General features: G+C 70.1%; 24 protein-coding genes. 20 read left to right on the forward strand and 4 right to left on the reverse strand.

Annotated elements, in window-relative coordinates; genetic code table 11:
• Positions 1-13 precede the first annotated feature (13 nt).
• Positions 14-304: a DUF1876 domain-containing protein gene (locus ACZ418_RS18505; RefSeq protein ID WP_468363664.1), complete on the reverse strand. Its 291-nt coding sequence runs from the start codon at positions 302-304 to the stop codon at positions 14-16.
• 290 nt (positions 305-594) lie between these two features.
• On the opposite strand from ACZ418_RS18505, the gene ACZ418_RS18510 reads away from it, so the two are divergent.
• The 4 genes from ACZ418_RS18510 (at position 595) to ACZ418_RS18525 (ending at position 3,159) form a co-directional block, all read left to right on the forward strand.
• Positions 595-1,224 carry an MBL fold metallo-hydrolase gene (locus ACZ418_RS18510; RefSeq protein WP_468363666.1) on the forward strand — a complete coding sequence of 210 codons (630 nt, stop codon included), beginning with the start codon at positions 595-597 and terminating at the stop codon, positions 1,222-1,224.
• A gap of 197 nt (positions 1,225-1,421) precedes the next feature.
• A complete protein-coding gene (locus ACZ418_RS18515) occupies positions 1,422-1,916 on the forward strand; it encodes a CBS domain-containing protein (protein WP_468363669.1) in 495 nt (164 codons plus the stop codon).
• 46 nt (positions 1,917-1,962) lie between these two features.
• Positions 1,963-2,238, forward strand: coding sequence for a hypothetical protein (locus ACZ418_RS18520; RefSeq protein WP_468363672.1), 276 nt, complete (start codon positions 1,963-1,965; stop codon positions 2,236-2,238).
• A gap of 57 nt (positions 2,239-2,295) precedes the next feature.
• Positions 2,296-3,159: an LLM class flavin-dependent oxidoreductase gene (locus ACZ418_RS18525; protein WP_468363675.1), complete on the forward strand. Its 864-nt coding sequence runs from the start codon at positions 2,296-2,298 to the stop codon at positions 3,157-3,159.
• 146 nt (positions 3,160-3,305) lie between these two features.
• On the opposite strand, the gene ACZ418_RS18530 is transcribed toward ACZ418_RS18525, so the two are convergent.
• Both ACZ418_RS18530 and ACZ418_RS18535 read right to left on the reverse strand, forming a co-directional pair.
• Positions 3,306-4,076, reverse strand: a complete 771-nt coding sequence (locus ACZ418_RS18530; protein ID WP_468363677.1) for a helix-turn-helix transcriptional regulator — start codon at positions 4,074-4,076, stop codon at positions 3,306-3,308.
• A 123-nt stretch (positions 4,077-4,199) separates the two neighbouring features.
• Positions 4,200-5,234: a sphingomyelin phosphodiesterase gene (locus tag ACZ418_RS18535; protein WP_468363680.1), complete on the reverse strand. Its 1,035-nt coding sequence runs from the start codon at positions 5,232-5,234 to the stop codon at positions 4,200-4,202.
• A gap of 266 nt (positions 5,235-5,500) precedes the next feature.
• Between ACZ418_RS18535 and ACZ418_RS18540 the strand changes: the two genes are divergently transcribed.
• The 9 genes from ACZ418_RS18540 to ACZ418_RS18580 all read left to right on the forward strand — a co-directional run bounded on the left by ACZ418_RS18540 (position 5,501) and on the right by ACZ418_RS18580 (position 12,902).
• Complete coding sequence (locus ACZ418_RS18540) at positions 5,501-6,622, forward strand: CapA family protein (RefSeq protein ID WP_468363682.1); 1,122 nt, start codon at positions 5,501-5,503, stop codon at positions 6,620-6,622.
• Between the two features lie 95 nt (positions 6,623-6,717).
• Positions 6,718-7,020 (forward strand): hypothetical protein, encoded by a 303-nt coding sequence (locus ACZ418_RS18545; protein ID WP_468363685.1) that lies wholly within the window; start codon positions 6,718-6,720, stop codon positions 7,018-7,020.
• Between the two features lie 146 nt (positions 7,021-7,166).
• Positions 7,167-7,469: a DUF5133 domain-containing protein gene (locus ACZ418_RS18550; protein ID WP_468364383.1), complete on the forward strand. Its 303-nt coding sequence runs from the start codon at positions 7,167-7,169 to the stop codon at positions 7,467-7,469.
• Positions 7,470-7,504: 35 nt separating this feature from the next.
• Positions 7,505-7,930 carry a CBS domain-containing protein gene (locus ACZ418_RS18555; RefSeq protein ID WP_468363688.1) on the forward strand — a complete coding sequence of 142 codons (426 nt, stop codon included), beginning with the start codon at positions 7,505-7,507 and terminating at the stop codon, positions 7,928-7,930.
• A 211-nt stretch (positions 7,931-8,141) separates the two neighbouring features.
• Positions 8,142-9,227: an S-(hydroxymethyl)mycothiol dehydrogenase gene (locus tag ACZ418_RS18560; RefSeq protein WP_468363691.1), complete on the forward strand. Its 1,086-nt coding sequence runs from the start codon at positions 8,142-8,144 to the stop codon at positions 9,225-9,227.
• Entirely contained in the window at positions 9,227-9,859 is a 633-nt protein-coding gene (locus ACZ418_RS18565; protein WP_468363693.1) for an MBL fold metallo-hydrolase, read from the forward strand. The genes ACZ418_RS18560 and ACZ418_RS18565 overlap by 1 nt, the downstream gene beginning before the upstream one ends.
• A 257-nt stretch (positions 9,860-10,116) precedes the next feature.
• Positions 10,117-10,479: a bifunctional 3-phenylpropionate/cinnamic acid dioxygenase ferredoxin subunit gene (locus tag ACZ418_RS18570; RefSeq protein ID WP_351801421.1), complete on the forward strand. Its 363-nt coding sequence runs from the start codon at positions 10,117-10,119 to the stop codon at positions 10,477-10,479.
• Positions 10,476-11,639: an NAD(P)/FAD-dependent oxidoreductase gene (locus ACZ418_RS18575; RefSeq protein ID WP_468363696.1), complete on the forward strand. Its 1,164-nt coding sequence runs from the start codon at positions 10,476-10,478 to the stop codon at positions 11,637-11,639. The genes ACZ418_RS18570 and ACZ418_RS18575 overlap by 4 nt, the downstream gene beginning before the upstream one ends.
• A gap of 129 nt (positions 11,640-11,768) precedes the next feature.
• Positions 11,769-12,902: an aromatic ring-hydroxylating oxygenase subunit alpha gene (locus ACZ418_RS18580; protein WP_468363698.1), complete on the forward strand. Its 1,134-nt coding sequence runs from the start codon at positions 11,769-11,771 to the stop codon at positions 12,900-12,902.
• Positions 12,903-12,988: 86 nt separating this feature from the next.
• Here ACZ418_RS18580 and ACZ418_RS18585 read toward each other — a convergent pair whose 3' ends face one another.
• Positions 12,989-13,786: an IclR family transcriptional regulator gene (locus tag ACZ418_RS18585; RefSeq protein ID WP_468363701.1), complete on the reverse strand. Its 798-nt coding sequence runs from the start codon at positions 13,784-13,786 to the stop codon at positions 12,989-12,991.
• Between the two features lie 150 nt (positions 13,787-13,936).
• On the opposite strand from ACZ418_RS18585, the gene betA reads away from it, so the two are divergent.
• The 7 genes from betA (at position 13,937) to ACZ418_RS18620 (ending at position 24,769) form a co-directional block, all read left to right on the forward strand.
• Entirely contained in the window at positions 13,937-15,607 is a 1,671-nt protein-coding gene (gene betA / locus ACZ418_RS18590) for a choline dehydrogenase (RefSeq protein WP_468363704.1), read from the forward strand.
• 3 nt (positions 15,608-15,610) lie between these two features.
• Complete coding sequence (locus ACZ418_RS18595; protein WP_468363706.1) at positions 15,611-16,447, forward strand: methylenetetrahydrofolate reductase; 837 nt, start codon at positions 15,611-15,613, stop codon at positions 16,445-16,447.
• Positions 16,448-16,587: 140 nt separating this feature from the next.
• Positions 16,588-18,057 (forward strand): aldehyde dehydrogenase family protein, encoded by a 1,470-nt coding sequence (locus tag ACZ418_RS18600; RefSeq protein ID WP_468363709.1) that lies wholly within the window; start codon positions 16,588-16,590, stop codon positions 18,055-18,057.
• A 19-nt stretch (positions 18,058-18,076) separates the two neighbouring features.
• Entirely contained in the window at positions 18,077-19,168 is a 1,092-nt protein-coding gene (locus tag ACZ418_RS18605) for a quaternary amine ABC transporter ATP-binding protein (RefSeq protein WP_468363712.1), read from the forward strand.
• The gene (locus ACZ418_RS18610; RefSeq protein WP_468363715.1) at positions 19,168-21,144 is read left to right on the forward strand and encodes an ABC transporter permease; all 1,977 of its coding nucleotides are present in this window, start codon (positions 19,168-19,170) and stop codon (positions 21,142-21,144) included. The genes ACZ418_RS18605 and ACZ418_RS18610 overlap by 1 nt, the downstream gene beginning before the upstream one ends.
• Positions 21,145-21,157: 13 nt before the next feature.
• Positions 21,158-22,123: an ABC transporter substrate-binding protein gene (locus ACZ418_RS18615; RefSeq protein ID WP_468363718.1), complete on the forward strand. Its 966-nt coding sequence runs from the start codon at positions 21,158-21,160 to the stop codon at positions 22,121-22,123.
• A 207-nt stretch (positions 22,124-22,330) separates the two neighbouring features.
• Positions 22,331-24,769, forward strand: coding sequence for a GcvT family protein (locus tag ACZ418_RS18620; protein WP_468363720.1), 2,439 nt, complete (start codon positions 22,331-22,333; stop codon positions 24,767-24,769).
• The last annotated feature ends 10 nt before the right edge of the window (positions 24,770-24,779 follow it).

A 24,779-nucleotide genomic window follows, 5' to 3' on the forward strand; every position in this document is an offset into this window, starting at 1 on the left:
TGCTCCCACGGACTCACACGGGCTGTGCAGAGGGTTGGCGTCGGGTGCCCTGCCGGGGCGCCTGCACTCCCTGCATGTCCCGTTCGGCGGTGCTCAGCAGCTGATGGGCGAGGTCGATCATGGCCCGGCCTGCCGCCAGTTCGTCGCCGATCTCCGGCACGTTCACGTCCGCCGGATGGCAGCGCGCGCTTCCATGGGCGGAGAGCGCGGAGGTGCCGGTGTCCAGCACCACATGTGCCTTCGTCGTTCCGTCGTCGTCCTCGAAGAGGTCGAGGCGGACCTTCCACTGCGCGGTGTGCGACATGACGTTCCTCCTGGGCCCTCGTCCCGGCCTCCGCGAGCCGCTGGTCGGTTCCCCCCTCCGTCCCAGCATCGACCGGCGAAGGCCGTCGGTCACGGGGCCGAACGTCCCTGAGCGACCGACGTCCGGCGCAGACGGACCGACCGGAAGACCGCTCGGTCCGTCTGCGCCGCCGGCGGTCCCATGGGCGAACCGTGCCGTCGGACGACCCCGCACGTCGCCGGACGGCCCGGGTTCACGGCTGCCGCCCGCCTGAGACGATGAACGGGCCATGTTCCCGGGAGGTGACGGGTATGCCGCGTCGGTTCCGGCTCACGCTGCTGGGTGTGGGCGCCATGGCGTCCCCGCGTTTCGCACCGGCCGGCCTGCTGGTCGCCTACGGCCGCGTGCGCGTCGCGTTCGACGGCGGGCCCGGTGCGGAGCCGCCCGCGGGCCCGCTGGACGCCTGGCTCGTGACCGACGAGCACGCGGAACTGCGCTCGGCCCTGCGGCGTCTGGCCGCCGAGCGCGGGCTGGTGCCGCGCATGACGGACCTGGACCTCGGCGAGCTGCGCATCCGCGCGCTACCGGTTGCCCACACCTCCCATCCCACCTGCGGTTACCGCATCGAGGGAGAGCCGGGGGCCGTCGTGTGGGCGCCGGAGTTCTGGACCTTCCCGGTCTGGGCGGCGGATGCGGACCTGATGTTCGCCGAAGCCTCGTCCTGGGACCGTCCCATCCGCTTCCGCGGCGGAGTGGGCGGGCACGCACCCGTGCGGGACGTCGGCGCGGAAGCGGCCCGGAACCGGGTCGGACACCTGGTCTACGCGCACATCGGCCGCCCCTGCCTCCGGGCGATGGACGCCGGTCTGACCCCGGAGTACGGGGAGTGGGGCCGAGAGGGCCGTACGTACGTCCTCTCCACACGCCACCCAGCGCGCTGACCGTGCCCATGATCCCCCGCGCCGACCGAGTGGCCCCGTACCCCGGCGCCGACCGTGGGGCCAGTGGCCCGCGCAGGGGCCGTACGGCCCCATGACAGGCGCCGCCTGTCCGGCGAGCGTGAAAGCGCATGGGGCGCGACACTGGTGCCGTCCGAGGGGGTCCACCGGGGCCGGACGCCCGGCACGAGGAGGCGATCGTGAACGAGCGACTCGCGGTGCGGAGCCTGATGGATGCCGCCCCGTACGCGATCGGTGAGGACGAGAGTGTGCTGATGGCCTGGGAGGTCATGGAGAGGTCCGAGCAGCGTCAGCTCCCGGTGGTCCGTGGGGACGGCTGCTGTGCCGGAGTCCTGGACCGCGCCGAACTCGCCGTGGCCTGTGCTGCCGCGGCTGCGACGCTGTCCCGCCGCAAGGTGCGCGAGCTCGTGCACGCCCGCCGGACAGTGACGGTCCACCCCGAGGAAACGGCTCTGCACGCGGCAGCCGTGATGACCGAGGAACGCCTCGACGCCCTGCCGGTCACGGATCCGCACGGGCGGCTGGTCGGCCTGCTCACGGCCCGGGACTACGTGGCCGCCGCCGCGGGCCTGCACAGCCGCGCCGAGACCGCCAGCCGGAGTCCCGCACGGGCCACCCTCGACGGGTTGCCGCCGCGCCGCGCACCACAGGAACGCGGAATCCCCATCCCGTAGTGGATCCGCTCATTTCTCCGCTCACTCGCAGAGGAAGGCTGACGTCATGGTCTGGGCATCATGGACGACCCCCGGGGTCTTCACCGGCCAGGGGGGCGCACGAACCGACGAAGCGGGGATCCTCGTCGGCGACCTGACCGTCCACACCACCTGGGACGGCAACGAGGCCGACGTGGCGGTCCAGTACACGGGCACCTCCGAATGGTTCACCCTCACCGGCAGTCCCGTGCCCTGCCGCTCCGAGGTGCACAGCCGGCAACTGCACCAGGCAGCCGTGGAAGCGGTCAAGGCAGGCGGCGGCTCCACCGTCCCCCAACTCTGAGGAAGCGCGGGCGTAAATCCGATTGCCCCCGCGCCGCCGGGTGCGCATGCTGCTGGGATGCGGTTTTCCATCAACATCCCCAACTTCGGCGACTTCGCCGATCCCCGTAACGTCGCCACCGTGGCGGCTGCCGCCGAAGAGGCGGGCTGGGACGGGCTGTTCGTCTGGGATCACGTCCTGCACCGACAGCACCAGGGCCGTCCCTTCGGGGACCCCTGGATGCTGCTGACCGCCGCCGCGCTGGCGACCTCCCGGATCCGGCTGGGCACCCTGCTGACGCCGGTCCCGCGTTACCGACCGCAGCAACTCGCCCGCCAGGTGGCCACCTTGGACCACCTCAGCGGCGGCCGGGTGATCTTCGCCGCGGGCCTGGGAGGCCCGATCGAGGACGAGTACGGCAGCTTCGGCGACGCCACCGATCCGCGCCTCCTCGCCGAGCGGCTGGACGAGGGACTGGAACTGTTGCGCCGGTTCTGGTCCGGCGAGCCGGTGAACCACCACGGCCCGCACTACGCGGTGCGGGACGTGACGCTGCTGCCCGTCACGGTGCAGCGGCCCGGTCCGCCGGTGTGGATCGGCGGGTTCTGGCCGCGCCGCCCGCCCATGCGCCGAGCGGCGCGGTGGGACGGCGCGGTGCCGCTCTTCGAGACGGCCCGGCACGGGCATGTGCCGGATGCGGCGGAGGTACGGGAGCTGATCGGCTATGTGCGCAAGCAGCGTACGGCCGGAACCGGGCGCCCTTTCGAGTTCGTGCTCGGCGGCGCCACGCCCCCGGACCCGGCCAAGGCCAGGGACGTGATCGGTCCGCTGTACGACGCCGGCGCGACCTGGTGGGACGAGCGACAGGTCCAGACCGGCCCCGACCTGGACCGTCTGGCACCGGTGCTGCGCCGCATCGAGGCGGGCCCGCCGCAGTTCTGAGCCGTCTCATGGACCAGATAGGTGATGTTGCGGCGCAGGAAGGCACGGCTGCTGCGGGCGCTGGTGACGATGCCGGCGTGTCAAGGCATGGATCACACGCCGCACAACCTACGTCCGAACGACCGGCTTTGGCCTGTGAGTTCGGCCTACTCCCCGCTGGACGGTGACGTGGGGTCGCCCGACCGCTCCTGGACGGACTCCGTTGCCGGCGTGTCCGCGGCCGTACCCTCCCCGCGCAGTTCGACACAGCACCAGTCGGGCCGTGGGGCCAGCACCGCCGTGGTCCTGTCGCTTCCCAGGCCATGCAGATAGCCGGCGAGGAAGGCCTGGTTGACGCGGCAGATCAGGTCCGGCGCCCGGGCGGCCAGTGGGTGGAAGGGGCAGTTGCGCAGTCGCACCAGGGTGGGTGCGGTGCGCTCCGGCTCGTAGCCGAAGTCCTCCAGCGTTTGCGCGGCCAGGCTCAGTCCTCGCTCGGCGCCCAGTCGCCCGGGGCGTACGCGCGCGCGTTCGGTACCGCCCAGCGTCTCCCCTCGCCGACGGGCGACCCGCAGTGCGGCATCGCGGGCCGATTCCCCCCGCGTCTCGGTCAGTACGGCTTCGGTGAGGACGTCCGCCAGCATCTCGTAACGGCGCTCGGGGATGTGTACGGCGATCGCCTCGGCCACCGGTGCGTACACCTTGGGCCGCCGGCCCACCTTGCGGATACCCGCGGACGATTCGACGCCGGTCCGCAGCAGCCCCGCTGTCACCAGCTTGTCCAGGTGGAAGGCGGCGAGTTTGCGGGACATGCCCAGGCTGTCGGCGACCTCCTCGCGTGTCACCGGTTGCCGCGCCTGCCGGATGAACTCGAACATGCGGCGGCGCGTGTCGTCACCGAGGGCGGCCAGGGAGGTCAGCGAAGCATGATCCAGACCCATCCCGGCAGTGTATCGACCAAATGCCTATTGCTGGGGGCCTCCTGCTCCGCTGTCCGGAGAGCCCCCCCGGGGCATGGTGTCCCAGGGGGTCTCCGCTGTCCGGCCGGTCGGGCTCGCGCGGGGTCAGCCGAGCTGGAACGTCGCCTCGACCGGGTAGTGGTCGCTGGGAGCGTTGGTGTCGGTCTGGCCCGTCGTCCAGCCGGACTGGGGGTCGAAGTCCACCTTGACGGTGGACATCGCGGCCGGCGTCGGGCGGCCCGGGGCGTTGAGATAGCCGAGGTAGTCGAGGTCGTCCCGGTAGTCCTTGGGGAAGGACTCGATGCCGGACATGTACTGGCACCAGGCGGAGACCGGGCAGTCCATGGTCCGCAGGGTCTGACCGGAGTCGGTGGCCGGAGTGCCGAGCACACCGTTCACCGCGGTCTGGGCGCCCGCGTAGTCACCGCGCGACCGGCCGCCGTAGTACTCCACGTTCAGGTCTCCCCCGATCAGCACCGGCGCGGTCGAACCGACGATGCCGTCCACCCAGGTGCGGATCTCGCCGAGCTGGGCGAGCCGGGTGGACTGCGTGGTGTCCGTGGAGGTGTCGGACTCGTCGGCCTGCAGATGGGTGCCGACCAGCCAGCTCTTCACACCGTCCTTCTCGATCTGCACCAGCGCCGCGCCCTTGTTGGCGTGGTAGTCCCAGGTGCCGTAGGTGGAGTTGACGAAGACGTGGGCGTACTGGGCGGCGATCGGATACTTGGAGAGGATCATGGTGCCGCCGTTGATGACGAACCAGGAGTTGGAGCAGTCACCGCTGATGCCCGTCCAGCCGCCACCGGAACAGGTCTGGCCGACGACGGGGGTGTGGTACGGGTAGAGGTCGGCGAGCTTGCTGGTGATGTCCGCGGTCGAGCTGTTGTTGAAGTCCTCGTCCAGGACCACCACGTCCGCGCTGTGCTTGCGGATGATCGACTCGATGGTCGGGGTGCGCTGCGCCGCCTTCTCGTTCTGGGTGCTGTCGACGATCGCGGTGCCGAGATCGACGTTCCAGGCGAACACCGAGAGGCCGGTGCCGGTGCCCGCGCTCGCGGTGGGGGCCGTATAGCCGCTGAAGCCGAGCAGCAGGGTTGCCGCTGCGGAGGTGAGGGCGGTAGCTGTACGACGCGAGACCATGCGCTCTCCTGGTGATGTGGGAAGTCCCCGGATCGCGACCTGTTGTCCGGTCGCGTACATGACAGTGCGACTCTAGGGTGCTTGCCGGTACGGCCGAGGGAACTTCTTTCGATCGCCTCATGGAGAAGAGGTGTCTGGACAAGTTCACCCTGTGGCGGAGTGAATCCGACCGGCCAGGGCCTTCTGCTCGGGTCACGCCTGTTCACACAGACTCTGCGTTGGGCCGGTCCGGGAAGACGCCGCCCAGGGTCGCCTAGGGTGGGTGTATGGGCCGCGTGGTGACGCTGTTTCTGTGCGGTGACGTGATGCTCGGGCGCGGCGTCGACCAGATCCTTCCGCACCCCGGAAGCCCGGAGCTGCGCGAGGGTTACGTCACGGATGCGCGGACGTATGTGGAACTGGTCGAGGCGGTCAACGGTCCGATCCCCGCGCCGGTTCCCCCCGCCTGGCCGTGGGGCGAGGTGCTGCGGCTGCTGGAGGAGGTCGCGCCGGATGCCCGGATCGTGAATCTGGAGACGGCTGTCACGCGCAGCGACGCCTTCGCGCCGGGCAAGGCGGTGCACTACCGGATGCACCCGGCCAACCTGCCCGCCCTGACGGTGGCCCGGCCCGATGTGTGCGTCCTGTCCAACAACCATGTGCTGGACTTCGGCCGGCCGGGCCTGGAGGAAACCCTGGACTCACTCGCCGGTGCAGGCCTGCGAGCGGTGGGCGCGGGGCGCGACGCCGACGAGGCCTGCGCGCCCGCGGCAGTCCCTGTGGGTCCCGGCCGCCGCATTCTGGTCTTCGCCCTCGGAGCGCTGTCCAGCGGCATCCCGCCCGACTGGGCCGCGACAACGGACCGTTCCGGTGTCGCCTACGTCCGCGAGCTGTCGGCGTCGGCGGCCGAGGCGGCCGTCCAGCGGGTGCGGCGGGACAAACGACCGGGCGACATCGTGGTCGTGTCGGTGCACTGGGGCACCAACTGGGGCTATCTCGTCCCCCGCGAGCAGACGCGCTTCGCGCGCGCCCTGATCGACGGCGGCGTCGACATCGTCCACGGGCACTCTTCCCACCACCCCCGCCCCGTCGAGGTGTACCGGGACCGGTTGATCCTCTACGGCTGCGGCGACTTCATCGACGACTACGAGGGCATCTCGGGCTACGAGGAGTACCGCGACGACCTCCGGCTCGGCTACCTCGTCTCGGTGGAGGCGGACACGGGATGCCCGACCGGCCTGCGGATGGTCCCCTGGCAGGCGCGGCGGATGCGGCTGGAGCCGGCCGAGGACTGGGACCGTGCGTGGCTGTGCTCGACCCTCGACCGGATCTGCCACGGCCTGCACATCGGCATGGAGGCCGACGGCACGCTCAGTGTCGTGGCGGGGTTGGCGGGCGCGGACCGGTGAAGCACGCGGCGCCGGACGTCACGCGGTGCAGTGAGGGTGAGCCGGAGAGTTGCGGGTACCCGGGTCGGCAGACGCTTCCTGAGGAGATGACTCGGATGCTGTTCCTCGGACTGCTCCTGCTCGCGGGCACGGGTGCCTTCACGGCCCTGGCGATCATCGACAACCTCTCCGGCGGGCCCGATTACACCGTTTCCGTCCTCGGCCACGACATCGCCACGATGAACGGCCTCGCGCTGTTCAGTTCGGGCCTCGCGCTGGCGCTCGTCTTCTGCCTGGGCCTGGCGATGACGGTCGCGGGCGGCGCCCGCCGCCACCGTCACCGCCGCGTTCCCTGGTGGCGCAGGACGCAGGACACGACCGGGCTCGGCGGCATCACGGGACCGGGAGCACGGGCCTGAACGCCGATTGAAAGGCCAACAAGACAGCGCCGCGCACCTCGGGCACCATGGCTGAAGGCCATGTTCGGCCGATGGATGTGTTCGTGCGCCGCGGCATCGGCGCCACCACCGGAAGTCCGCCGAGTCCCCTGGGTGGTGAACTCACCATGCTGCTACCGGCGAAGTCCGAAGTCCGCCGCCTGCTGCGACGCTACCGGGTGTGCGAGCGCGCCGCCGTGGCGGCACCCGCCGATCTCGCGTCGCGTGCCGCCTTCGAGGACTCGGGCTACACGCTGTGCGTGCTGATGGGCGAGCGCAACCCGCGGGAGGCGGCCGCCGCCGCCCGGCGCTATCTGCGCACCGACCTGGTCACCTATCTGAGGGAGCGGACAGGGCGGGTGCGTGCGGCCTCCGCCGGCCGGCGCTCGCGTCGGTCCGCTCCGACGACCCAGGATTCCCGGGCGGGCTGACTGCTCGCACCGGCACCGCCGTGAAGGGACGAGCGATGACGACAGCGAAGGACATCATGAGCCCGGGCGCCCAGTGGATACCCCGGCACGAGACGCTGGACCGGGCCGCGCAGATGATGCGGGACCACGAGGTGGGCGCACTTCCGGTCAGCGACCCCGACAACGGTGACCGGATGTGCGGCATCATCACCGACCGCGACATCGTGGTGAAGTGCATCGCCTCCGGTCGCGACCCCGCGCGGATGACGTGTGGTGACCTGTGCGAGGGCACCCCGCGCTGGATCGATGCCGCTGCCGACATCTCGGAGGCCCTGCGGGAGATGGAGGGGCACCAGATCAAGCGCCTTCCGGTGGTCGAGAACAAGCGCATGATCGGAATGATCAGCGAGACCGACATCGCCCGGCACCTCGGTGACGACCAGCTCGCGGAGTTCGTCCATCGGGTGTACGCCCCCGCCTGATCGTGTAGGAGACTCGACATCCCGTCGCCGACGGTTCGGCTCCGAACGCCGACTCCGGTCACCGGAGTCGGCCGGCCGAGCCGTCGGCGAAGCCTTTGACGGCTGACGGATCCTTGACCGCTGCTTCGGCCTCCGCGATGCTGTGTTGCGAAACGTGAGAGGTGTGCCGTAATAGGCAACATCTCGATCCGCTGTGAGCCGAGGAGTGGCCATGTCTCAGCAGGTCCGTGGTGTCGTCGCGCGGAGCAAGGGCGCCCCTGTCAGTCTGGAAACGATCGTCGTGCCCGACCCCGGCCCGGGCGAGGCGCTGGTCAAGATCGAGGCCTGCGGGGTCTGCCACACCGATCTGCACTACCGCGAGGGCGGTATCAGCGACGACTTCCCCTTCCTGCTGGGGCACGAGGCCGCGGGTGTGGTCGAGGCGGTCGGCGAGGGGGTCACCGAGGTGGCGCCAGGTGACTTCGTGATCCTCAACTGGCGTGCCGTGTGCGGCCAGTGCCGGGCCTGTCTGCGCGGGCGGCCCTGGTACTGCTTCAACACGCACAACGCGAAGCAGAAGATGACCCTGGCGGACGGTACGGAGCTCTCGCCTGCGCTCGGCATCGGCGCCTTCGCCGAGAAGACGCTCGTCGCGGCCGGCCAGTGCACCAAGGTCGACCGGGCCGCCTCGCCCGCTGCCGCCGGGCTGCTCGGCTGCGGCGTGATGGCGGGCATCGGTGCGGCCATCAACACCGGGAACGTCGGTCGCGGGGACAGCGTCGCCGTGATCGGGTGCGGCGGTGTCGGCGCCGCGGCGGTCGTCGGCTCGAAGCTGGCGGGCGCGGCGAGGATCATCGCCGTGGACATCGACGACCGCAAGCTGGACACCGCGAAGAAGCTGGGCGCGACCCACACCGTCAACTCCAAGGAGGCCGACGCGGTCGACGCGGTGCGGGAGCTGACCGGTGGCTTCGGCGCCGATGTCGTGATCGAGGCCGTCGGCCGCCCGGAGACGTACAAGCAGGCCTTCTACGCCCGCGACCTCGCCGGCACCGTCGTCCTCGTCGGCGTCCCCACCCCCGAGATGAAGCTCGAACTGCCCCTGCTGGACGTCTTCGGCCGGGGCGGTGCCCTCAAGTCGTCCTGGTACGGCGACTGTCTGCCCTCCCGGGACTTCCCGATGCTCATCGACCTCTATCTGCAGGGACGTCTCGACCTGGACGCCTTCGTCACCGAGACCATCGCGCTGGACGAGGTCGAGAAGGCCTTCGAGCGGATGCACGGCGGCGACGTGCTGCGTTCGGTGGTGGTCTTCTGATGGCGGGTGCCCGTATCGAGCGTCTCGTCACCTCGGGGACGTTCTCGCTGGACGGCGGCACCTGGGACGTCGACAACAACGTGTGGATCGTGGGCGACGACACCGAGGCGGTCGTGATCGACGCCGCCCATGATGCCGATGCCATCGCCCGTGCCCTCGGCGGTCGCACCCTGCGGGCGATCGTGTGCACCCACGCGCACAACGACCACATCGACGCCGCACCCGACCTCGCCGCCCGGACCGGCGCCCCGGTCCTGCTGCACGCCGACGATCTGCCGCTGTGGAAACAGACCCATCCCGACCGGGCGCCCGACGGCGAGCTGACCGACGGGCAGCGCCTCACCGTCGCCGGAGTGGAGCTGGCCGTACTGCACACCCCGGGACATGCCCCGGGCGCCGTCTGTCTGTACGCCCCGCGCCTGTCCGCGCTGTTCAGCGGCGACACGCTGTTCGCCGGCGGGCCGGGGGCCACAGGACGGTCGTACAGCGACTTCCCGACCATCATCCGTTCCCTCAGGGAACGCCTCCTCGCCCTGCCGGACGACACCGTCGTGCACACCGGCCACGGCGACACCACCACCATCGGCGCCGAGGCGCCGCACCTTCAGGAGTGGATCGAGCGCGGCTTCTGACCGCCCGGCGAACAGCGGCCCTGCCCCGGTGACGGACCGACGTGGACGGCACCGGCGGCAGGGCCGTCGTCGCACCTGCTCGACCACCCCTCATCCTCCTGCTGACCTGCGCCTTCGAGGTCGCTCCGGCATGCCCGGAAACCGGTCGGCGGACACCGCGCAAAGGGCCCTGTGGATGCCTTGACAAGCCTTCGGAGCGGCCAGCAGACTGACGTTGCGCTAATCGCAATCCGTTTCGCTATACGCACCGAGGTGTCATGATGATTCCCGCGTGCCGACTCGCGGATCTTCCGCGGGGCGAGGCCCACCGGCTCGACATCGACCCGCCGGTCTCGGTGTTCCACACCGACGACGGCGAGCTCTTCGCCATCGACGACACCTGCACCCACCAGGACGCGTCGCTCGCCGACGGCTGGCTGGAGGGCTGTGAGGTGGAATGCCCCCTGCACGCCTCCAAGTTCGACCTGAGGACCGGAGCCGTGGACGCACCGCCGGCCAAGCTCCCGGTCCGCACCCACGAGGTCGTCGTCGAGGACGGCATGGTCTACGTGCGGCTGTCCACCGAGGCACCGAACCTGCCGCCGTGCGTCGCCGCCCGCCTGGCCGGAGGCCCCGCGTGAGGACCGTCGCCGTGGTGGGCGCGTCGCTGGCCGGTCTGTCGGCCGCGCGCTCGCTGCGGAAACGGGGGTACGACGGCCGGCTGGTCGTCGTCGGCGACGAGCTCCACCGCCCGTACGACAGGCCGCCGTTGTCCAAGGAGTTCCTGGCCGGTGCCATCGGCGAAGCGGAACTGGCGCTGGAGAGGGACGACGAGGAGCTCCAGGCGGAGTGGGTGCTCGGCACCCGCGCCACCGGACTCGACCGCAGCGAGCGGGCGATCCGGCTCGCCGACGGCCGGGAGATACGCGCCGACGGCGTGGTCATCGCGACCGGCGCCGCCGCCCGCACCCTGTCCGGCACCGAGGGTCTCGCCGGCGTCCATGTGCTGCGCACGCTCGATGACGCCCGCGCCCTGCGGGACGACCTGGCCCGGGGTGGACGGCTGGTGGTGATCGGCGGCGGTTTCATCGGCGCCGAGGTGGCCTCCACGGCGTACGCCCTCGGCCTCGACGTGACCGTCGTCGAGGCGGCTGCGACACCGCTGGCCGGACCGCTCGGCGAGGCCATGGGCAAGGTCGTCTCCGCCCTCCACACAGATCACGGCGTACGGCTGCTGTGCGGCGTCGGGGTCAAGGGGCTGAGCGGGGAGCGCCGGGTCGACGCCGTGCTGCTGGAGGACGGCCGCAGCATCCCCGCCGACACCGTCGTCGTCGGTGTGGGGGCGCGCCCCTGTGTCGAGTGGCTGGAGGGCTCCGGCGTCGCACTCGACAACGGCGTGAAGTGCGGAGCCGACGGCCGCACGAGTGTGGCCGGGGTGGTCGCCGTGGGCGACTGCGCCAACTGGTACGACCCGCACACCGGGGCCCACCGCAGGGTCGAGCACTGGACCGGCGCGCTGGAACGGCCGGACGCCGCCGTCGCCGTGCTGCTCGCCCACGGTGCGACGGAGCCGGGGGTGCCCCGGCCGCCCTACTTCTGGTCCGATCAGTACGGCGTGAAGATCCAGTTCGTCGGCCACGCCGCCGGGGCCGACAGCGTGACGGTCGAGGAGGGCTCGACCGACGACCGCAGTTTTCTGGCCGTCTACCGCAGGGGCGATCGGCCGGTCGCCGTGCTGGGCATGAACCAGCCGCGGCTGTTCACCCGCCGGCGCAAGCAGTTCGCCGCCGCCACGTCTTGACACCGCCCCTGCGGCAACTCATTCTGCGTTGCACATGAAACGCAGTGTTGCTTCATACACAACGCCGCCCGAAGTCGCTCTTCCCGGCGCGTGACCTATCGATCCACGACGTTTCCCGAGGAGTGCACCGTGACCTCGACCAGCCTGCCGGACAGCCTGATCGCCACTCTCCCCGGCTCCGCCTACACGGACCCCGGCATCTTCGCCCAGGAACAGGAGCGCATCTTCGAGACGATGTGGTTCTGCGTCGCTCGCTCCTCCGAGCTGGCCAAGCCGGGTGCCTTCCGCACCGTGGACGTGGGCCGCGAGAGCATCCTCGTCACCCGGGCCCGGGACAACGCGATCCGTGCCTACTTCAACGTCTGCCGGCACCGCGGGGCCAAGCTCTGCACCGAGGAGACGGGCGAGGTCAAGCGGGCCTTCCAGTGCCCGTACCACGCCTGGACCTACGACCTGAACGGCAAGCTCGTCGCGGCGCCCAACCTGACCAAGATGCCCGATGTCGGCCGCACCGAGTACGGCCTGGTGAGCGTGGCCGTCCGCGAATGGCTCGGCTACGTCTGGGTCTGCCTGGCGGAGAACCCGCCCTCCTTCGAGGAGGACGTGATGGGGGCGGTGGTCGAGCGGCTGGGCGACACCGCGTCGATCGACCACTACGACATCGCGAACCTCTCGGTGGGCAAGCGGATCGTCTACGACGTCAAGGCGAACTGGAAGCTCATCATCGAGAACTTCATGGAGTGCTACCACTGCGCCACGATCCATCCCGAACTCACCGAGGTGCTGCCCGAGTTCGCCGACGGCTACGCCGCCCAGTACTACGTCGGCCACGGCGCCGAGTTCGGCGCGGAGATCCAGGGCTTCACCGTCGACGGCTCCGAGGGCCTGGACCGCATTCCGGGGGTGTCCGAGGAGCAGGACCGCCGGTACTACGCGATCACCGTCAAGCCGCAGGTGTTCATCAACCTCGTGCCCGACCATGTGATCTTCCACCGGATGTACCCGGTGGCCGTAGACCGCACGATCGTCGAGTGCGACTGGCTCTACCTTCCGCACGTCGTGGAGAGCGGCAAGGACGTCAGCCGGTCCGTGGAGCTGTTCGACCGGGTCAACCGCCAGGACTTCGACGCCTGCGAACGCACCCAGCCCGGGATGAGCTCACGGCTGTACGCCAAGGGCGGGGTGCTCGTGCCCAGTGAGCACCACATCGGTGCCTTCCACGACTGGGTGAACGAGCGTCTCGGCGCGCTGCAGCCGGAGTGACGCGGGGGCGGTGTGCCGCCAGGGAGGAGCGCCCGTGGCCCGCGCGGGGGGCGTACGCGGGCCGTACGGCGTGGTGCTCCGTGCGCTCAGCCGAGGTACCCCATCCGGTGGCTGATCTCCTCCGCACCCTTGACCAGCACCGGAGCCAGCTCGTGCATGCGCTCCTCGGTGAACCGGTAGGAGGGCCCGGAGGCGCTGATCGACGCGATGACCTGGCCCTCCCGGTCACGGATCGGGGCGGCCATGGCGTGCAGCCCGATCTCCAGCTCCTCCAGCGTCCAGGCGTAACCGCGCTCCCGGGCCTCGGCGAGGTTCTTCTCCAGCTTCGCCTTCGCGGAGATCGTGTGCGGGGTCAGCTTCTTCAGACCGGTCTCGGTCAGCAGGGAAGCGCGTTCCCTGGCGGGCAGGTGGGCCAGCATGATCTTGCCGCTCGAGGTGGCGTGCAGCGGGGTCAGCTGGCCGACCCAGTTGTGGGCGGTGACGGCGGACTGGCCGCGCACCTGGTAGAGGTTGATCGCGTAGCGCTCCTGCATCACGGCGATGTTGACCGTCTCGCCGATCTCCTCGGCCAGGCGCTCGCACACCGGCCGGCCCTGCTGGGTGATGTCGATGCGTCCCGTGACGGCGCCCGCCAGGCGTACGATGCCGAAGCCCAGCCGGTACTTGCCGCGCTCGCCCGACTGCTCCACGAGGCCGCGTGCCTCCAGGGCGCCGAGCAGCCGGAACGCCGTCGACTTGTGCACATCGATCTCGGCGGCCACCTCGCTCACGCCGGCCTCGCCGCGCTGGGCCAGGATCTCCAGGACGCTGATGGCACGGTCGACGGACTGCACACCGCCGGGCGGGGAACCGTTCGTTTCGGTATCCGGACTGTAGTTGCTCATAGCGAAACTATACGCGCAGTAAACAACGTTCTTGCAAGTAACGCGCTCTGAACAAAGTTCTTACAAGTTGCGTGGTTCGCAACCTAGTGCGTATAGCGATACCCGTACTAGCATGCCCGCACATCAACGACGCGAGCGAGACGAGGCACCATGGCTCCCCTGCAGTACGACTTCGTCATCGTCGGCGGTGGATCGGCCGGCAGCGCACTGGCGAACCGGCTCTCGGCCGACCCCGCAAACCGGGTGCTCGTCCTGGAGGCGGGCCGCTCGGACTACCCCTGGGACGTCTTCATCCACATGCCCGCGGCGCTGACCTACCCCATAGGCAGCCGCTTCTACGACTGGAAGTACGAGTCCGAGCCCGAGCCCCACATGGGCGGCCGCCGCATCTATCATGCGCGCGGCAAGGTGCTCGGCGGCTCCAGCAGCATCAACGGCATGATCTTCCAGCGCGGCAACCCCATGGACTACGAGCGCTGGGCGGCCGATGCCGGCATGGAGACCTGGGACTACGCCCACTGTCTGCCGTACTTCCGCCGGATGGAGAACTGTCTGGCGGCCGACCCGGACGACGAGTTCCGCGGCCATGACGGACCCCTCGTCCTGGAGCGCGGCCCCGCGACCAACCCGCTCTTCACCGCCTTCCTCAAGGCCACCCAGGAGGCGGGCTACGCGCCGACGGACGACGTCAACGGCTACCGGCAGGAAGGGTTCGCCAAGTTCGACCGCAACGTCCACCGCGGGCGTCGGCTGTCGGCCTCCAAGGCCTACCTCAAGCCCGCGATGAAGCGGCCGAACCTCACGGTGAAGACGCGTGCCCTCGTCACCCGGGTGCTCTTCGAGGGCAAGCGGGCCGTCGGCGTCGAGTACCGGCGCGGCAGGGGCGCGCCCCAGCAGGTCCGCGCCGGCGAGGTCATCCTGTGCGGCGGTGCGATCAACTCCCCGCAGCTGCTGCAGCTCTCCGGTGTCGGCAACGCCGCCGAGCTGTCCGCCCTCGGCATCGACGTCGTCCACGACCTGCCGGGCGTCGGCGAGAACATGCAGGACCACCTGGAGGTCTACGTCCAGTACGGCTGCAAGCAGCCCGTGTCCATGCAGCCGTACATGGCGAAGTGGCGTGCCCCCTTCATCGGACTGCAGTGGCTGTTCCGCAAGGGCCCCGCGGCCACCAACCACTTCGAGGCGGGCGGCTTCGCGCGCAGCAACGAGGACGTGGACTACCCCAACCTGATGTTCCACTTCCTGCCGGTCGCCGTCCGCTACGACGGCTCCTCGCCGTCCGGCGGCCACGGCTACCAGGTGCACGTCGGGCCCATGTACTCGGACGCCATCGGGTCGGTGAAGATCAAGAGCCGGGATCCGCGGGTCAAGCCGGCGCTGCGCTTCAACTACCTCTCCACCGAGCAGGACCGCCGGGAGTGGGTCGAGGCGATCCGCGTCGCCCGCAGGATCCTCAACCAGCCCGCGCTCGCCCCCTACAACGCCGGCGAGATCTCGCCCGGGACCTCCGTGGAGACCGACGAGGAGATCCTCGCCTGGGTCGCCAAGGAGGGCGAGACCGCCCTGCACCCGTCGTGCACCTGCAAGATGGGCACCGACGAGATGTCCGTCGTCGACCCGCTGAGCATGCGGGTGCACGGACTGGACGGGCTGCGCGTGGTGGACGCGTCGGTGATGCCGTACGTCACCAACGGCAACATCTACGCGCCGGTGATGATGATCGCCGAGAAGGCGGCCGACCTCATCCTCGGCAAGGAGCCGCTGGAGCCCTCCAAGGCCGCGTACTACCGGCACCGCGACGCCCAGAAGCAGGCCGGGTGAGCCATGGGCGCCGAGGCCCTGCGGGCGCTGCTCACCCGGGTCCGCTACGAGGTGCTGCCGGCGAAGGCGACCGAGGAGAAGGTCCTCGCCCATGTGCCCCGCGACGTCGTGGTCACGGTCACGGCGTCGCCGGTCAAGGGGCTGGAGCCGACCCTCGGTCTGACCGAGCGGCTCGCGGCACACGGTTACCGCGTGGTCCCGCACGTGCCCGCACGGCTGCTGCGGGACGACGTACACCTGAAGGACGTTGCCGAGCGGCTGCGTGCGGCGGGTGTCGACGACGTCTTCGTGCCGGCCGGTGACGCCGATCCGCCGGCCGGGCCGTACGCCGGAGCGCTGCCGGTGCTGCGCGGGCTGAGCGACCTGGGCAGACCCTTCGCCGACCTGGGCATAACCGGCTATCCGGAGAGCCATCCGCTCATCCACGACGACATCACCATCCAGTCGATGTGGGACAAGCGGACGCACGCCACGTACATCGTCAGCAACCTGTGCTTCGACCCGCGCGTGCTCGGCGACTGGATCACCAGGATCCGGCGCCGCGCCATCACCCTGCCGGTGTACGTGGGCGTCGCCGGGCCCGTCCAGCGGGCGAAGCTGCTGTCGATGGCGACGAAGATCGGGGTGGGGGAGTCGACCCGCTTCCTCACCCGGCATCCCTCCTGGTTCCTGCGGTTCGCCACACCCGGCGGATACGCTCCCGAGCGGCTGCTCAGCCGCGGCGCGGAGGCGATCACCGGATCCGCGGCCGCGGTGGCCGGCCTGCACCTCTTCACCTTCAACCAGATCGCCGAGACGGAGGGCTGGCGCCGTGCGGCACTGGACCGGCTGGGCGGCTGACGCGCGCGGGCGAGCGACGCGGCGGCGGCCAAATCGAGATACACCGCCCCCTTGACGGGTCTCGGCCGATTCGGCCAGGGTGTTCCACCACAAGCAATGCAGTGCACAATGCGCAACGAATTCCTTCGAAGGGCGCGGCCGTGACAGATCTGTACGTGGACGGAGAATGGCGCGCTGCGGTGGCCGGTGGCCACCGGGAGATCCGCTGTCCCGCGGACGGCACGCTGGTCGCGACGGTCCCGGAGGCGACTCGCCCCGACACCGAGGCGGCGATCGCCGCCGCCCGACGCGCCTTCGACGAGGGCCCCTGGCCCCGTACCCCCGAGCGTGAGCGCGGCGCGCTGCTGCTGCGCACCGCCGACATCATCGAGCGCGACGCCAAGGAGTTCGCCCGCGCCGAGTCCCTCGACACCGGCAAGCGCCTGGTCGAGAGCGAGTACGACATCGCCGACGTCGTCGCCTGCTTCCGCTACTACGGCGGCATCGCCGGCACCAGCGCGGGACGGGTGGTCGACACCGGCCGCGACGACGCCCTCAGCCGGGTCACCTACGAGCCCGTCGGGGTGTGCGGATTGATCACGCCCTGGAACTACCCGCTGCTGCAGGCAAGTTGGAAGGTCGCCCCGGCTCTTCTCGCGGGCAACACCGTCGTCCTCAAGCCCAGCGAGCTGACGCCCTCCACCTCCGTCCTGCTGATGAAGGCCCTTCAGGAGGCGGGCCTTCCGGCCGGCGCCGCCAATCTGGTGCTCGGCGCCGGAGCCGAGGCGGGCGCGCCGCTCGCCGAGCAGCCGGCCGTCGACATGGTGTCGTTCACCGGAGGTCTGCAGACCGGGCGGCACATCATGGCCACCGCCGCGGCGACGGTGAAGAAGGTCGCGCTGGAACTCGGCGGCAAGAACCCGAACGTGGTCTTCGCCGACGCCGACTTCGCCACCGCCGTCGACTTCGCGCTCACCGCCGTCTTCCTGCACTCCGGGCAGGTCTGCTCGGCCGGCGCCCGGCTGATCGTCGAGGACTCGATCCACGACGCCTTCGTCGACGAGGTCGTACGCCGCGCCCGGCTCATCCGCCTCGGCGGACCCTTCGACCCCGACGCCGAGACCGGGCCGCTGATCTCCGCACAGCACCGCGAGAAGGTCGAGGCGTACGTCGCCGCTGGCCTGGCCGAGGGCGCCGTACTGCGCTGCGGAGGTGCGCGCCCCGACGACCCCGCGCTCGCGGACGGCTTCTACTACCCGCCCACCGTCCTCGACGAGTGCCGGCAGGACATGCGCGTGGTGCACGAGGAGTCCTTCGGACCCGTGCTCACCGTCGAACGCTTCCACGACGAGGACGACGCCGTCCGCATCGCCAACGACACGGAGTACGGCCTCGCCGGTGCCGTCTGGACGCAGGACGCGGGCAAGGCCCAGCGGGTGGCCCGCAGGCTGCGCCACGGCACCGTGTGGATCAACGACTACCACCCCTATGTGCCGCAGGCGGAATGGGGTGGCTTCGGGCACTCGGGCGTGGGCCGTGAGCTGGGACCGACCGGCCTGGACGAGTACCGAGAGCCCAAGCACGTCTGGCAGAACATCCAACCCCGGCCGCAGCACTGGTTCCGCGGCTGAACGCCGAAAGAAGTCGATCATGACCCCAGCACAGACCGAGGTGTCGCAGCGGCGCGACACGTCCCAGCATCCCAAGGACCGCACCCCGGTCATCTCCGTGCGCCGGCTGTGGAAGGTGTTCGGGCCGAAGGCCGACGAGGTGCCGGGCTCCGAGGAGTTGTGCGGACTCACCCGCCGCGAGCTCATGGACCGCACCGGCTGCACCGCCGCCGTACGTGACGTCGACTTCGAGGTGTCGCCCGGCGAGGTCTTCGTCGTCATGGGCCTGTCCGGCTCGGGCAAGTCCACCCTGGTGCGATGTCTGACCCGGCTGATCGAACCCACCGCCGGAGAAGTCGTCTTCGAGGGCGAGGACATCCGTGACGCCGACGCCCGCCGGCTGCGCGAACTGCGGCGCAGCAAGTTCTCCATGGTCTTCCAGCACTTCGGCCTGCTGCCGCACCGCAAGGTCGTCGACAACGTGGCGTTCGGGCTGGAGATACGCGGCATGAGCAAGGCCCAGCGCACCAAGCGCGCGCTGGAGACCGTCGAACTGGTGGGCCTGGCCGGATACGAGAACTCCTACCCCGACCAGCTCTCCGGCGGTATGCAGCAGCGCGTCGGTCTCGCCCGCGCCCTGGCCGGAGACCCCGACGTCCTCTTCTTCGACGAGCCGTTCTCCGCGCTCGACCCGCTGATCCGCCGCGACATGCAGAGCGAGGTCATCCGTCTGCACCACGAGGTCGGCAAGACCATGGTGTTCATCACCCACGACCTCTCCGAGGCCCTGAAGCTCGGCGACCGCATCCTGATCATGCGCGACGGCAAGATGGTCCAGTGCGGCACCGGTGACGAACTGGTCGGCGCCCCGGCGGACGACTACGTACGCGACTTCGTCAAGGACGTGGCGCGCGGTGATGTCCTCACCCTGCGCTGGATCATGCGCCCGGTGGAGCCCGAAGACGCTCTGGACGGGCCCGAGCTGGGGCCGGACGTCGTGGTGCGCGAGGCGACCCGTACCGTGCTGGCCGCCCACAAGCCGGTCAAGGTCGTCGAGAACGGCAAGCTGCTCGGCATCGTCGGCGACGAGGAGATCCTCGCCGTCGTCGCCGGACAGGAAGGCGGTGCGTGATGGCCGTCGCCGCCGACGTGACCGCGCCGGTCGCGACGATACGTGAGAAGGTCAGCCGCCCCATGGTGGTGGCGGCGATCCTGCTGGCCTGGCTGGTGCTCTTCGCCGTGCTGCGCGGCCGGCAGACGCTGACCCTCGCCGCGGCCGACCTCACCGGCCTGCACCGCTGGCTGAACGACGTCAACGACAGCATCGGGGCCAACCGCAACTCCAACCCGGTCTTCCTGTACTTCTTCAACGAGATCCGGCTGGTCATCGACAACCTGGTGACCTTCGTCCAGTCGCTGATCTCCCAGCCCACCGGCACCCGCCCGGTCCCGCAGATCGGCTGGCTCGGCGTCGTCGGACTCACCGGCTATGTCTCCTGGGCCGTGGGCAACTGGCGGGTCGCGCTGCTGGCGGTCGCGGGCTTCACCTTCTTCGGGCTGCAGGGCCTGTGGCAGGAGAGCATGGACACCCTCGCGCTGACCCTGTCGGCGGTACTCGTGGCCCTGCTCATCGGCATCCCGCTGGGCGTGTGGGCCGGTCTCTCCGACCGGTTCAACCGGATCATGACGCCCTTCCTGGACTTCATGCAGACGATGCCGACCTTCGTCTACCTCGCCCCACTGACCCTGATCTTCCTCATCGGCGGTGCCTCCGCCGTGATCACCACGGTGATCTACGCGGCACCGCCCGCCATCCGCATCACCGCGCACGCCATCCGCTCGGTGCCCGAGACCACCGTCGAGGCCGCGGACTCGCTCGGCACCACACGGTCGCAGCAGCTGCTGAAGGTGCTGCTGCCGATGTCGAAGCGCACCGTGGTCATGGGCGTCAACCAGACCATCATGGCCGCCCTGGCCATGGTGACCATCGCCGCCCTGATCGACGCTCCCGGCCTCGGCAAGACCGTCGTACAGGCCCTGCAGTCGCTCGACGTCGGTACGGCCTTCAACGCGGGCCTGGCCATCGTCGTCATGGCCATCGTGCTCGACCGGGTCACCACCGCGGCGGCAGCACGCGCCGACGCGGCCCGGCGCAGCGGTGACCGCCTGAGGAAGTGGCGCCGTCCATTGCTGGTGGCGGGCGGGATCGCGGCCGCCGTGCTGGTCTACCTGTCGCACACGTACGTCTGGGCGGCCGAGTTCCCCGGCAACGGCAGCACCGGCAGTCACATCGCGAGCGCGGCCGACACGACGACCACCTGGCTGCAGGACCACCTCTCGGGACTGACCAACGGCATCCGGGACGTCATTACCAACGGTCTGCTGAACCCGTTCCAGACACTGCTCACGGACTCCCCGTGGTGGCTCGTCGGCATCACCCTGGTCGCGCTCGGCGCGGTGCTCGGAGGCCGGCTTGCCGCGGTGACGGCCGCCGTGTGCGTCGGGCTGCTCGTCGGCACCGGGCTGTGGTCGGACAGCATGACGACCCTCGCCTCGACCGCCGTGGCCACGGTGCTGGTGATGCTGTTCGGCGTCGTCTTCGGTGTGTGGATGGGGCGCAGCGGGCTCGTGGACCGGATAGTGCGGCCCAGCCTGGACGCCGCACAGGTCATGCCGCCGTTCGTCTATCTCGTGCCGTTCCTGGCCCTCTTCGGCGCCACCCGGTTCACCGCGATCGTCGCGGCCGTCGTCTACGCGGCGCCCGTCGCTATCAAGATCATCGCGGACGGTGTGCGGAACGTGTCCGAGTCAACCGTGGAGGCGGCCACCTCCGCCGGGTGCAACACCTGGCAGATCATCACCAAGGTCCAACTGCCGATGGCACGCAGTGCTCTGACCCTCGCGACCAACCAGGGTCTGATCTATGTGCTGTCGATGGTTGTGGTGGGCGGCCTGGTAGGGGCAGGCGCCCTCGGCTACGACGTCGTGGCCGGATTCTCGCAGGGACAGCTGTACGGCAAGGGGCTGGCGGCGGGGCTCGCCATCGTACTGCTGGGAGTCATGTTCGACCGGATCACTCAGGCTGCGGCGCGACGCACCAGGGCATAAGGAGCACGACACCATGGCAAGACACTGGCGAGCCGGAGCGGCCGGCCTGGCCGTCCTCGGCCTCACCCTCACGGCCTGCTCGGGAGCGAAGGTCGGCGACAGCACGTCCGCCGGCGCGAAGTCCTCGGGCGGCAAGTGCGGCACCTTCAACCTGGCCGTCAACCCGTGGGTCGGCTACGAGGCGGACGCGGCGGTCGTCGCGTACGTGGCGCAGCACGACCTCGGCTGTACGGTCCAGAAGAAGGACCTGAAGGAGGAGATCGCCTGGCAGGGCTTCGGGACAGGTGAGGTCGACGCCGTCCTGGAGAACTGGGGCCACGACGATCTGAAGAAGAAGTACATCACCGAGCAGAAGACCGCCGCGGAGGCGGGCTCCACGGGCAACAAGGGCGTCATCGGCTGGTTCGTGCCGCCGTGGCTGGCCAAGGCCCATCCGGACATCACCGACTGGAAGAACCTCAACAAGTACGCCGACAAATTCAAGACCTCGGAGTCGGGCGGCAAGGGCCAGCTGCTCGACGGCGACCCGTCGTACGTCACCAACGACGCCGCCCTGGTCAAGAACCTGAAGCTGAACTTCAAAGTGGTGTACGCGGGCAGCGAGACCGCGCTCATCCAGGCCTACCGCACCGCCGAGAAGAACAAGCAATGGGTGATCGGCTACTTCTACGAACCGCAGTGGTTCATGTCGGAAGTGCCGCTGGTGAAGGTCAACCTGCCCGCGTACACGAAGGGCTGCGACGCCGACGCGGCGAAGGTCGCCTGTGACTATCCCGTCTACGACCTGGACAAGATCGTCAGTGCGCGGTTCGCCAAGTCCGGCAGCCCTGCGTACAAGCTGGTGAAGAACTTCCAGTGGACGAACGACGACCAGAACACCGTGGCCAAGTACATCGCCGTGGACAAGATGTCGGACGACGCGGCGGCCAAGAAGTGGGTCGACGCCAACCGCGACAAGGTCGACGCCTGGCTGAAGTAGCACGGGGTCGGGAAGGCCGGCTGAGGATGCCCGGCGGGCGGTGTGCACCTGTGCGCACCGCCCGCCGGGCATTGGCGTGTTCCGGGCCGTTTTCCGACGTCACCGACCCCTTGACACCCTCCATGGCGACAGGCACATTGAGTTGCGCAACCTGAATCACGTTGCGCAACAAGCAACTGAACCGGTCTCAAGTTCGGAGGTTGGGCGATGGCGGGACCCCGAGTGGTCATCATCGGAGCGGGCGTCGTGGGAGCCGCCCTGGCGGACGAGATCTCCGCACGCGGCTGGACCGAGGTGACCGTGGTCGACCAGGGCCCCCTCCCGGCCACCGGGGGCTCCAGCTCGCACGCCCCGGGCCTGGTCTTCCAGACGAACGCCTCGAAGACCATGACGGAGCTGGCCCGGTACACGGTCGAGAAGTTCTGTTCCCTCGAGGTGGACGGCAAGCCCTGCTTCCTCCAGGTCGGCGGCCTCGAGGTGGCGACCAGCCCGGAGCGGCTCGCCGAACTCCGGCGGCGCCACGGCTGGATCACCGCCTGGGGCATCGAGGCGCGCCTGCTGACCCCGGACGAGTGCGTGGAGAAGCACCCGCTGGTGAACCGCGACAAGGTCCTGGGCGGCCTCCTGGTCCCCACCGACGGCCTCGCCAAGGCCGTCCTGGCCGTCGAGGCCCAGATCCGCCGGGCCGGCGAGCGCGGCGTGCGCTTCCTCGCCCGCCACGAGGTCCTCGACGTGCGGCAGAGCGAGGGCCGCGTCACCGCGGTGGTGACCGACCAGGGCGACATCGAAGCCGACATCGTCGTGTGCTGCGCCGGCATCTGGGGCCCGAAGATCGCCCGCATGGTCGGCATGAACCTGCCGCTCACCCCGCTCGCCCACCAGCTCGCCTGGACCGGCCCGGTCCCCGCGCTCGCCGGCCAGACCGAGGAGGCCATCCGCCCGATCCTGCGCCACCAGGACGCCGACCTCTACTACCGCGACCGCTTCGACGGTCTCGGCATCGGCTACTACGGCCACCGCCCGATGCCGGTCTCCGCCGACGACATCCTCTCCGTGGACGAGGCCGAGGAGATGCCCTCGGTCCTGAAGTTCACCGAGGAGGACTTCGAGGACGCCTGGACCGAGACCCAGTCCCTGCTGCCGGCGACCAAGGAGGCCAAGGTCGAGGAGGGCATCAACGGCCTGTTCTCCTTCACCACCGACGGCTACCCGCTGCTCGGCGAGTCCCCGGACGTCAAGGGCTTCTGGGTCGCCGAGGCCGTGTGGGTCACCCACTCCGCGGGCGTCGGCCGGGCCGTCGCCGAATGGCTGGTCGACGGCTACTGCTCCTCCTTCGACCTGCACGAGTGCGACGTCAACCGCTTCGAGCCGCACCAGCTCTCCCCCGAGTACGTCCTGGCCCGCGACTGCCAGAACTTCGTCGAGGTCTACGACATCCTCCACCCCCTCCAGCCGGCCGGGAAGCCGCGCCCGATCCGCACCAGCCCCTTCTACGCCCGCCAGCAGGAGCACGGCGCGTTCTTCCTGGAGGCGAACGGCTGGGAGCGCCCCCAGTGGTACGAGGCCAACGCGTCCCTGGTCGAAGGCCGCGACATCCCCACCCCCAACGACTGGGCCGCCCGCTACTGGTCGCCTATCGTCGGCGCCGAGGCCCAGGTCACCCGCGAGAAGGTCGCGATGTACGACATGACCGCCCTCAAGCGCCTGGAGGTCAGCGGCCCCGGAGCCGCCGACTTCCTGGAGGGCCTGGTCACCGGCAAGGTCGCCAAGTCCGTCGGCTCGGTGACGTACACCCTGCTCCTCGACCACGACGGCGGCATCCGCAGTGACATCACCGTCGCCCGCCTCGCCCGCGACCTCTTCCAGGTCGGCGCCAACGGCAACCTCGACCTCGACTGGTTCACCCGCCACCTGCCCGCCGATGGCCGCGTCCAGGTCCGCGACATCACCGCCGGCACCTGCTGCATCGGCCTGTGGGGCCCGCTCGCCCGGGAGGTGCTGCAGCCCCTGACCGACGAGGACTTCTCGGGTGACGGCCTGAAGTACTTCCGCGCCAAGCGCGCCTACATCGGCAGCGTCCCGGTCACGGCGATGCGCCTGTCGTACGTCGGAGAGCTGGGCTGGGAGCTGTACACGACCGCCGACCAGGGCCTGAAGCTGTGGGACACCCTGTGGGCCGCCGCCGAACCGCTCGGCGGCATCATCGCCGGCCGCGGCGCCTTCAACAGCCTGCGCCTGGAGAAGGGCTACCGCTCCTTCGGCACCGACATGACCTACGAGCACGACCCGTACGAGGCGGGCGTCGGCTTCGCCGTCAAGCTCGACAAGGGCGACTTCGTCGGCAAGGCCGCGCTGGAGCGGCGCAAGACCGACGTGCGGCGCAGGCTGAGCTGCCTCACCATCGACGACCCGCGATCGGTCGTCATGGGCAAGGAGCCCGTGTACGACGGTGACCGTGCCGTCGGCTATGTCACCAGCGCCGCGTACGGCTACACGATCGGCAAGGGGATCGCCTACGCGTGGCTCCCGGCGGAACTGGCCGAACCCGGTACGACCGTGCACATCGGCTACTTCGACCAGCGGATCGAGGCGGTCGTCGCCGAGGAGCCGTTGTTCGACCCGACCATGTCCCGCCTTCGCGGCTGAGCGTTCGAGG

The sequence above is a fragment of the Streptomyces sp. NPDC030820 genome, from assembly GCF_055572075.1.

Bases quoted from the DNA above. Each gene is read 5' to 3' on its own strand.
- ACZ418_RS18505 (WP_468363664.1), bottom strand. From the start codon at position 304: ATGTCGCACACCGCGCAGTGGAAGGTCCGCCTCGACCTCTTCGAGGAC.
- ACZ418_RS18510 (WP_468363666.1), top strand. From the start codon at position 595: ATGCCGCGTCGGTTCCGGCTCACGCTGCTGGGTGTGGGCGCCATGGCG.
- ACZ418_RS18520 (WP_468363672.1), top strand. From the start codon at position 1,963: ATGGTCTGGGCATCATGGACGACCCCCGGGGTCTTCACCGGCCAGGGG.
- ACZ418_RS18525 (WP_468363675.1), top strand. From the start codon at position 2,296: ATGCGGTTTTCCATCAACATCCCCAACTTCGGCGACTTCGCCGATCCC.
- ACZ418_RS18530 (WP_468363677.1), bottom strand. From the start codon at position 4,076: ATGGGTCTGGATCATGCTTCGCTGACCTCCCTGGCCGCCCTCGGTGAC.
- ACZ418_RS18535 (WP_468363680.1), bottom strand. From the start codon at position 5,234: ATGGTCTCGCGTCGTACAGCTACCGCCCTCACCTCCGCAGCGGCAACC.
- ACZ418_RS18540 (WP_468363682.1), top strand. From the start codon at position 5,501: ATGGGCCGCGTGGTGACGCTGTTTCTGTGCGGTGACGTGATGCTCGGG.
- ACZ418_RS18545 (WP_468363685.1), top strand. From the start codon at position 6,718: ATGCTGTTCCTCGGACTGCTCCTGCTCGCGGGCACGGGTGCCTTCACG.
- ACZ418_RS18550 (WP_468364383.1), top strand. From the start codon at position 7,167: ATGCTGCTACCGGCGAAGTCCGAAGTCCGCCGCCTGCTGCGACGCTAC.
- ACZ418_RS18555 (WP_468363688.1), top strand. From the start codon at position 7,505: ATGACGACAGCGAAGGACATCATGAGCCCGGGCGCCCAGTGGATACCC.
- ACZ418_RS18560 (WP_468363691.1), top strand. From the start codon at position 8,142: ATGTCTCAGCAGGTCCGTGGTGTCGTCGCGCGGAGCAAGGGCGCCCCT.
- ACZ418_RS18565 (WP_468363693.1), top strand. From the start codon at position 9,227: ATGGCGGGTGCCCGTATCGAGCGTCTCGTCACCTCGGGGACGTTCTCG.
- ACZ418_RS18570 (WP_351801421.1), top strand. From the start codon at position 10,117: ATGATGATTCCCGCGTGCCGACTCGCGGATCTTCCGCGGGGCGAGGCC.
- ACZ418_RS18585 (WP_468363701.1), bottom strand. From the start codon at position 13,786: ATGAGCAACTACAGTCCGGATACCGAAACGAACGGTTCCCCGCCCGGC.
- betA (WP_468363704.1), top strand. From the start codon at position 13,937: ATGGCTCCCCTGCAGTACGACTTCGTCATCGTCGGCGGTGGATCGGCC.
- ACZ418_RS18595 (WP_468363706.1), top strand. From the start codon at position 15,611: ATGGGCGCCGAGGCCCTGCGGGCGCTGCTCACCCGGGTCCGCTACGAG.
- ACZ418_RS18605 (WP_468363712.1), top strand. From the start codon at position 18,077: ATGACCCCAGCACAGACCGAGGTGTCGCAGCGGCGCGACACGTCCCAG.
- ACZ418_RS18610 (WP_468363715.1), top strand. From the start codon at position 19,168: ATGGCCGTCGCCGCCGACGTGACCGCGCCGGTCGCGACGATACGTGAG.
- ACZ418_RS18615 (WP_468363718.1), top strand. From the start codon at position 21,158: ATGGCAAGACACTGGCGAGCCGGAGCGGCCGGCCTGGCCGTCCTCGGC.
- ACZ418_RS18620 (WP_468363720.1), top strand. From the start codon at position 22,331: ATGGCGGGACCCCGAGTGGTCATCATCGGAGCGGGCGTCGTGGGAGCC.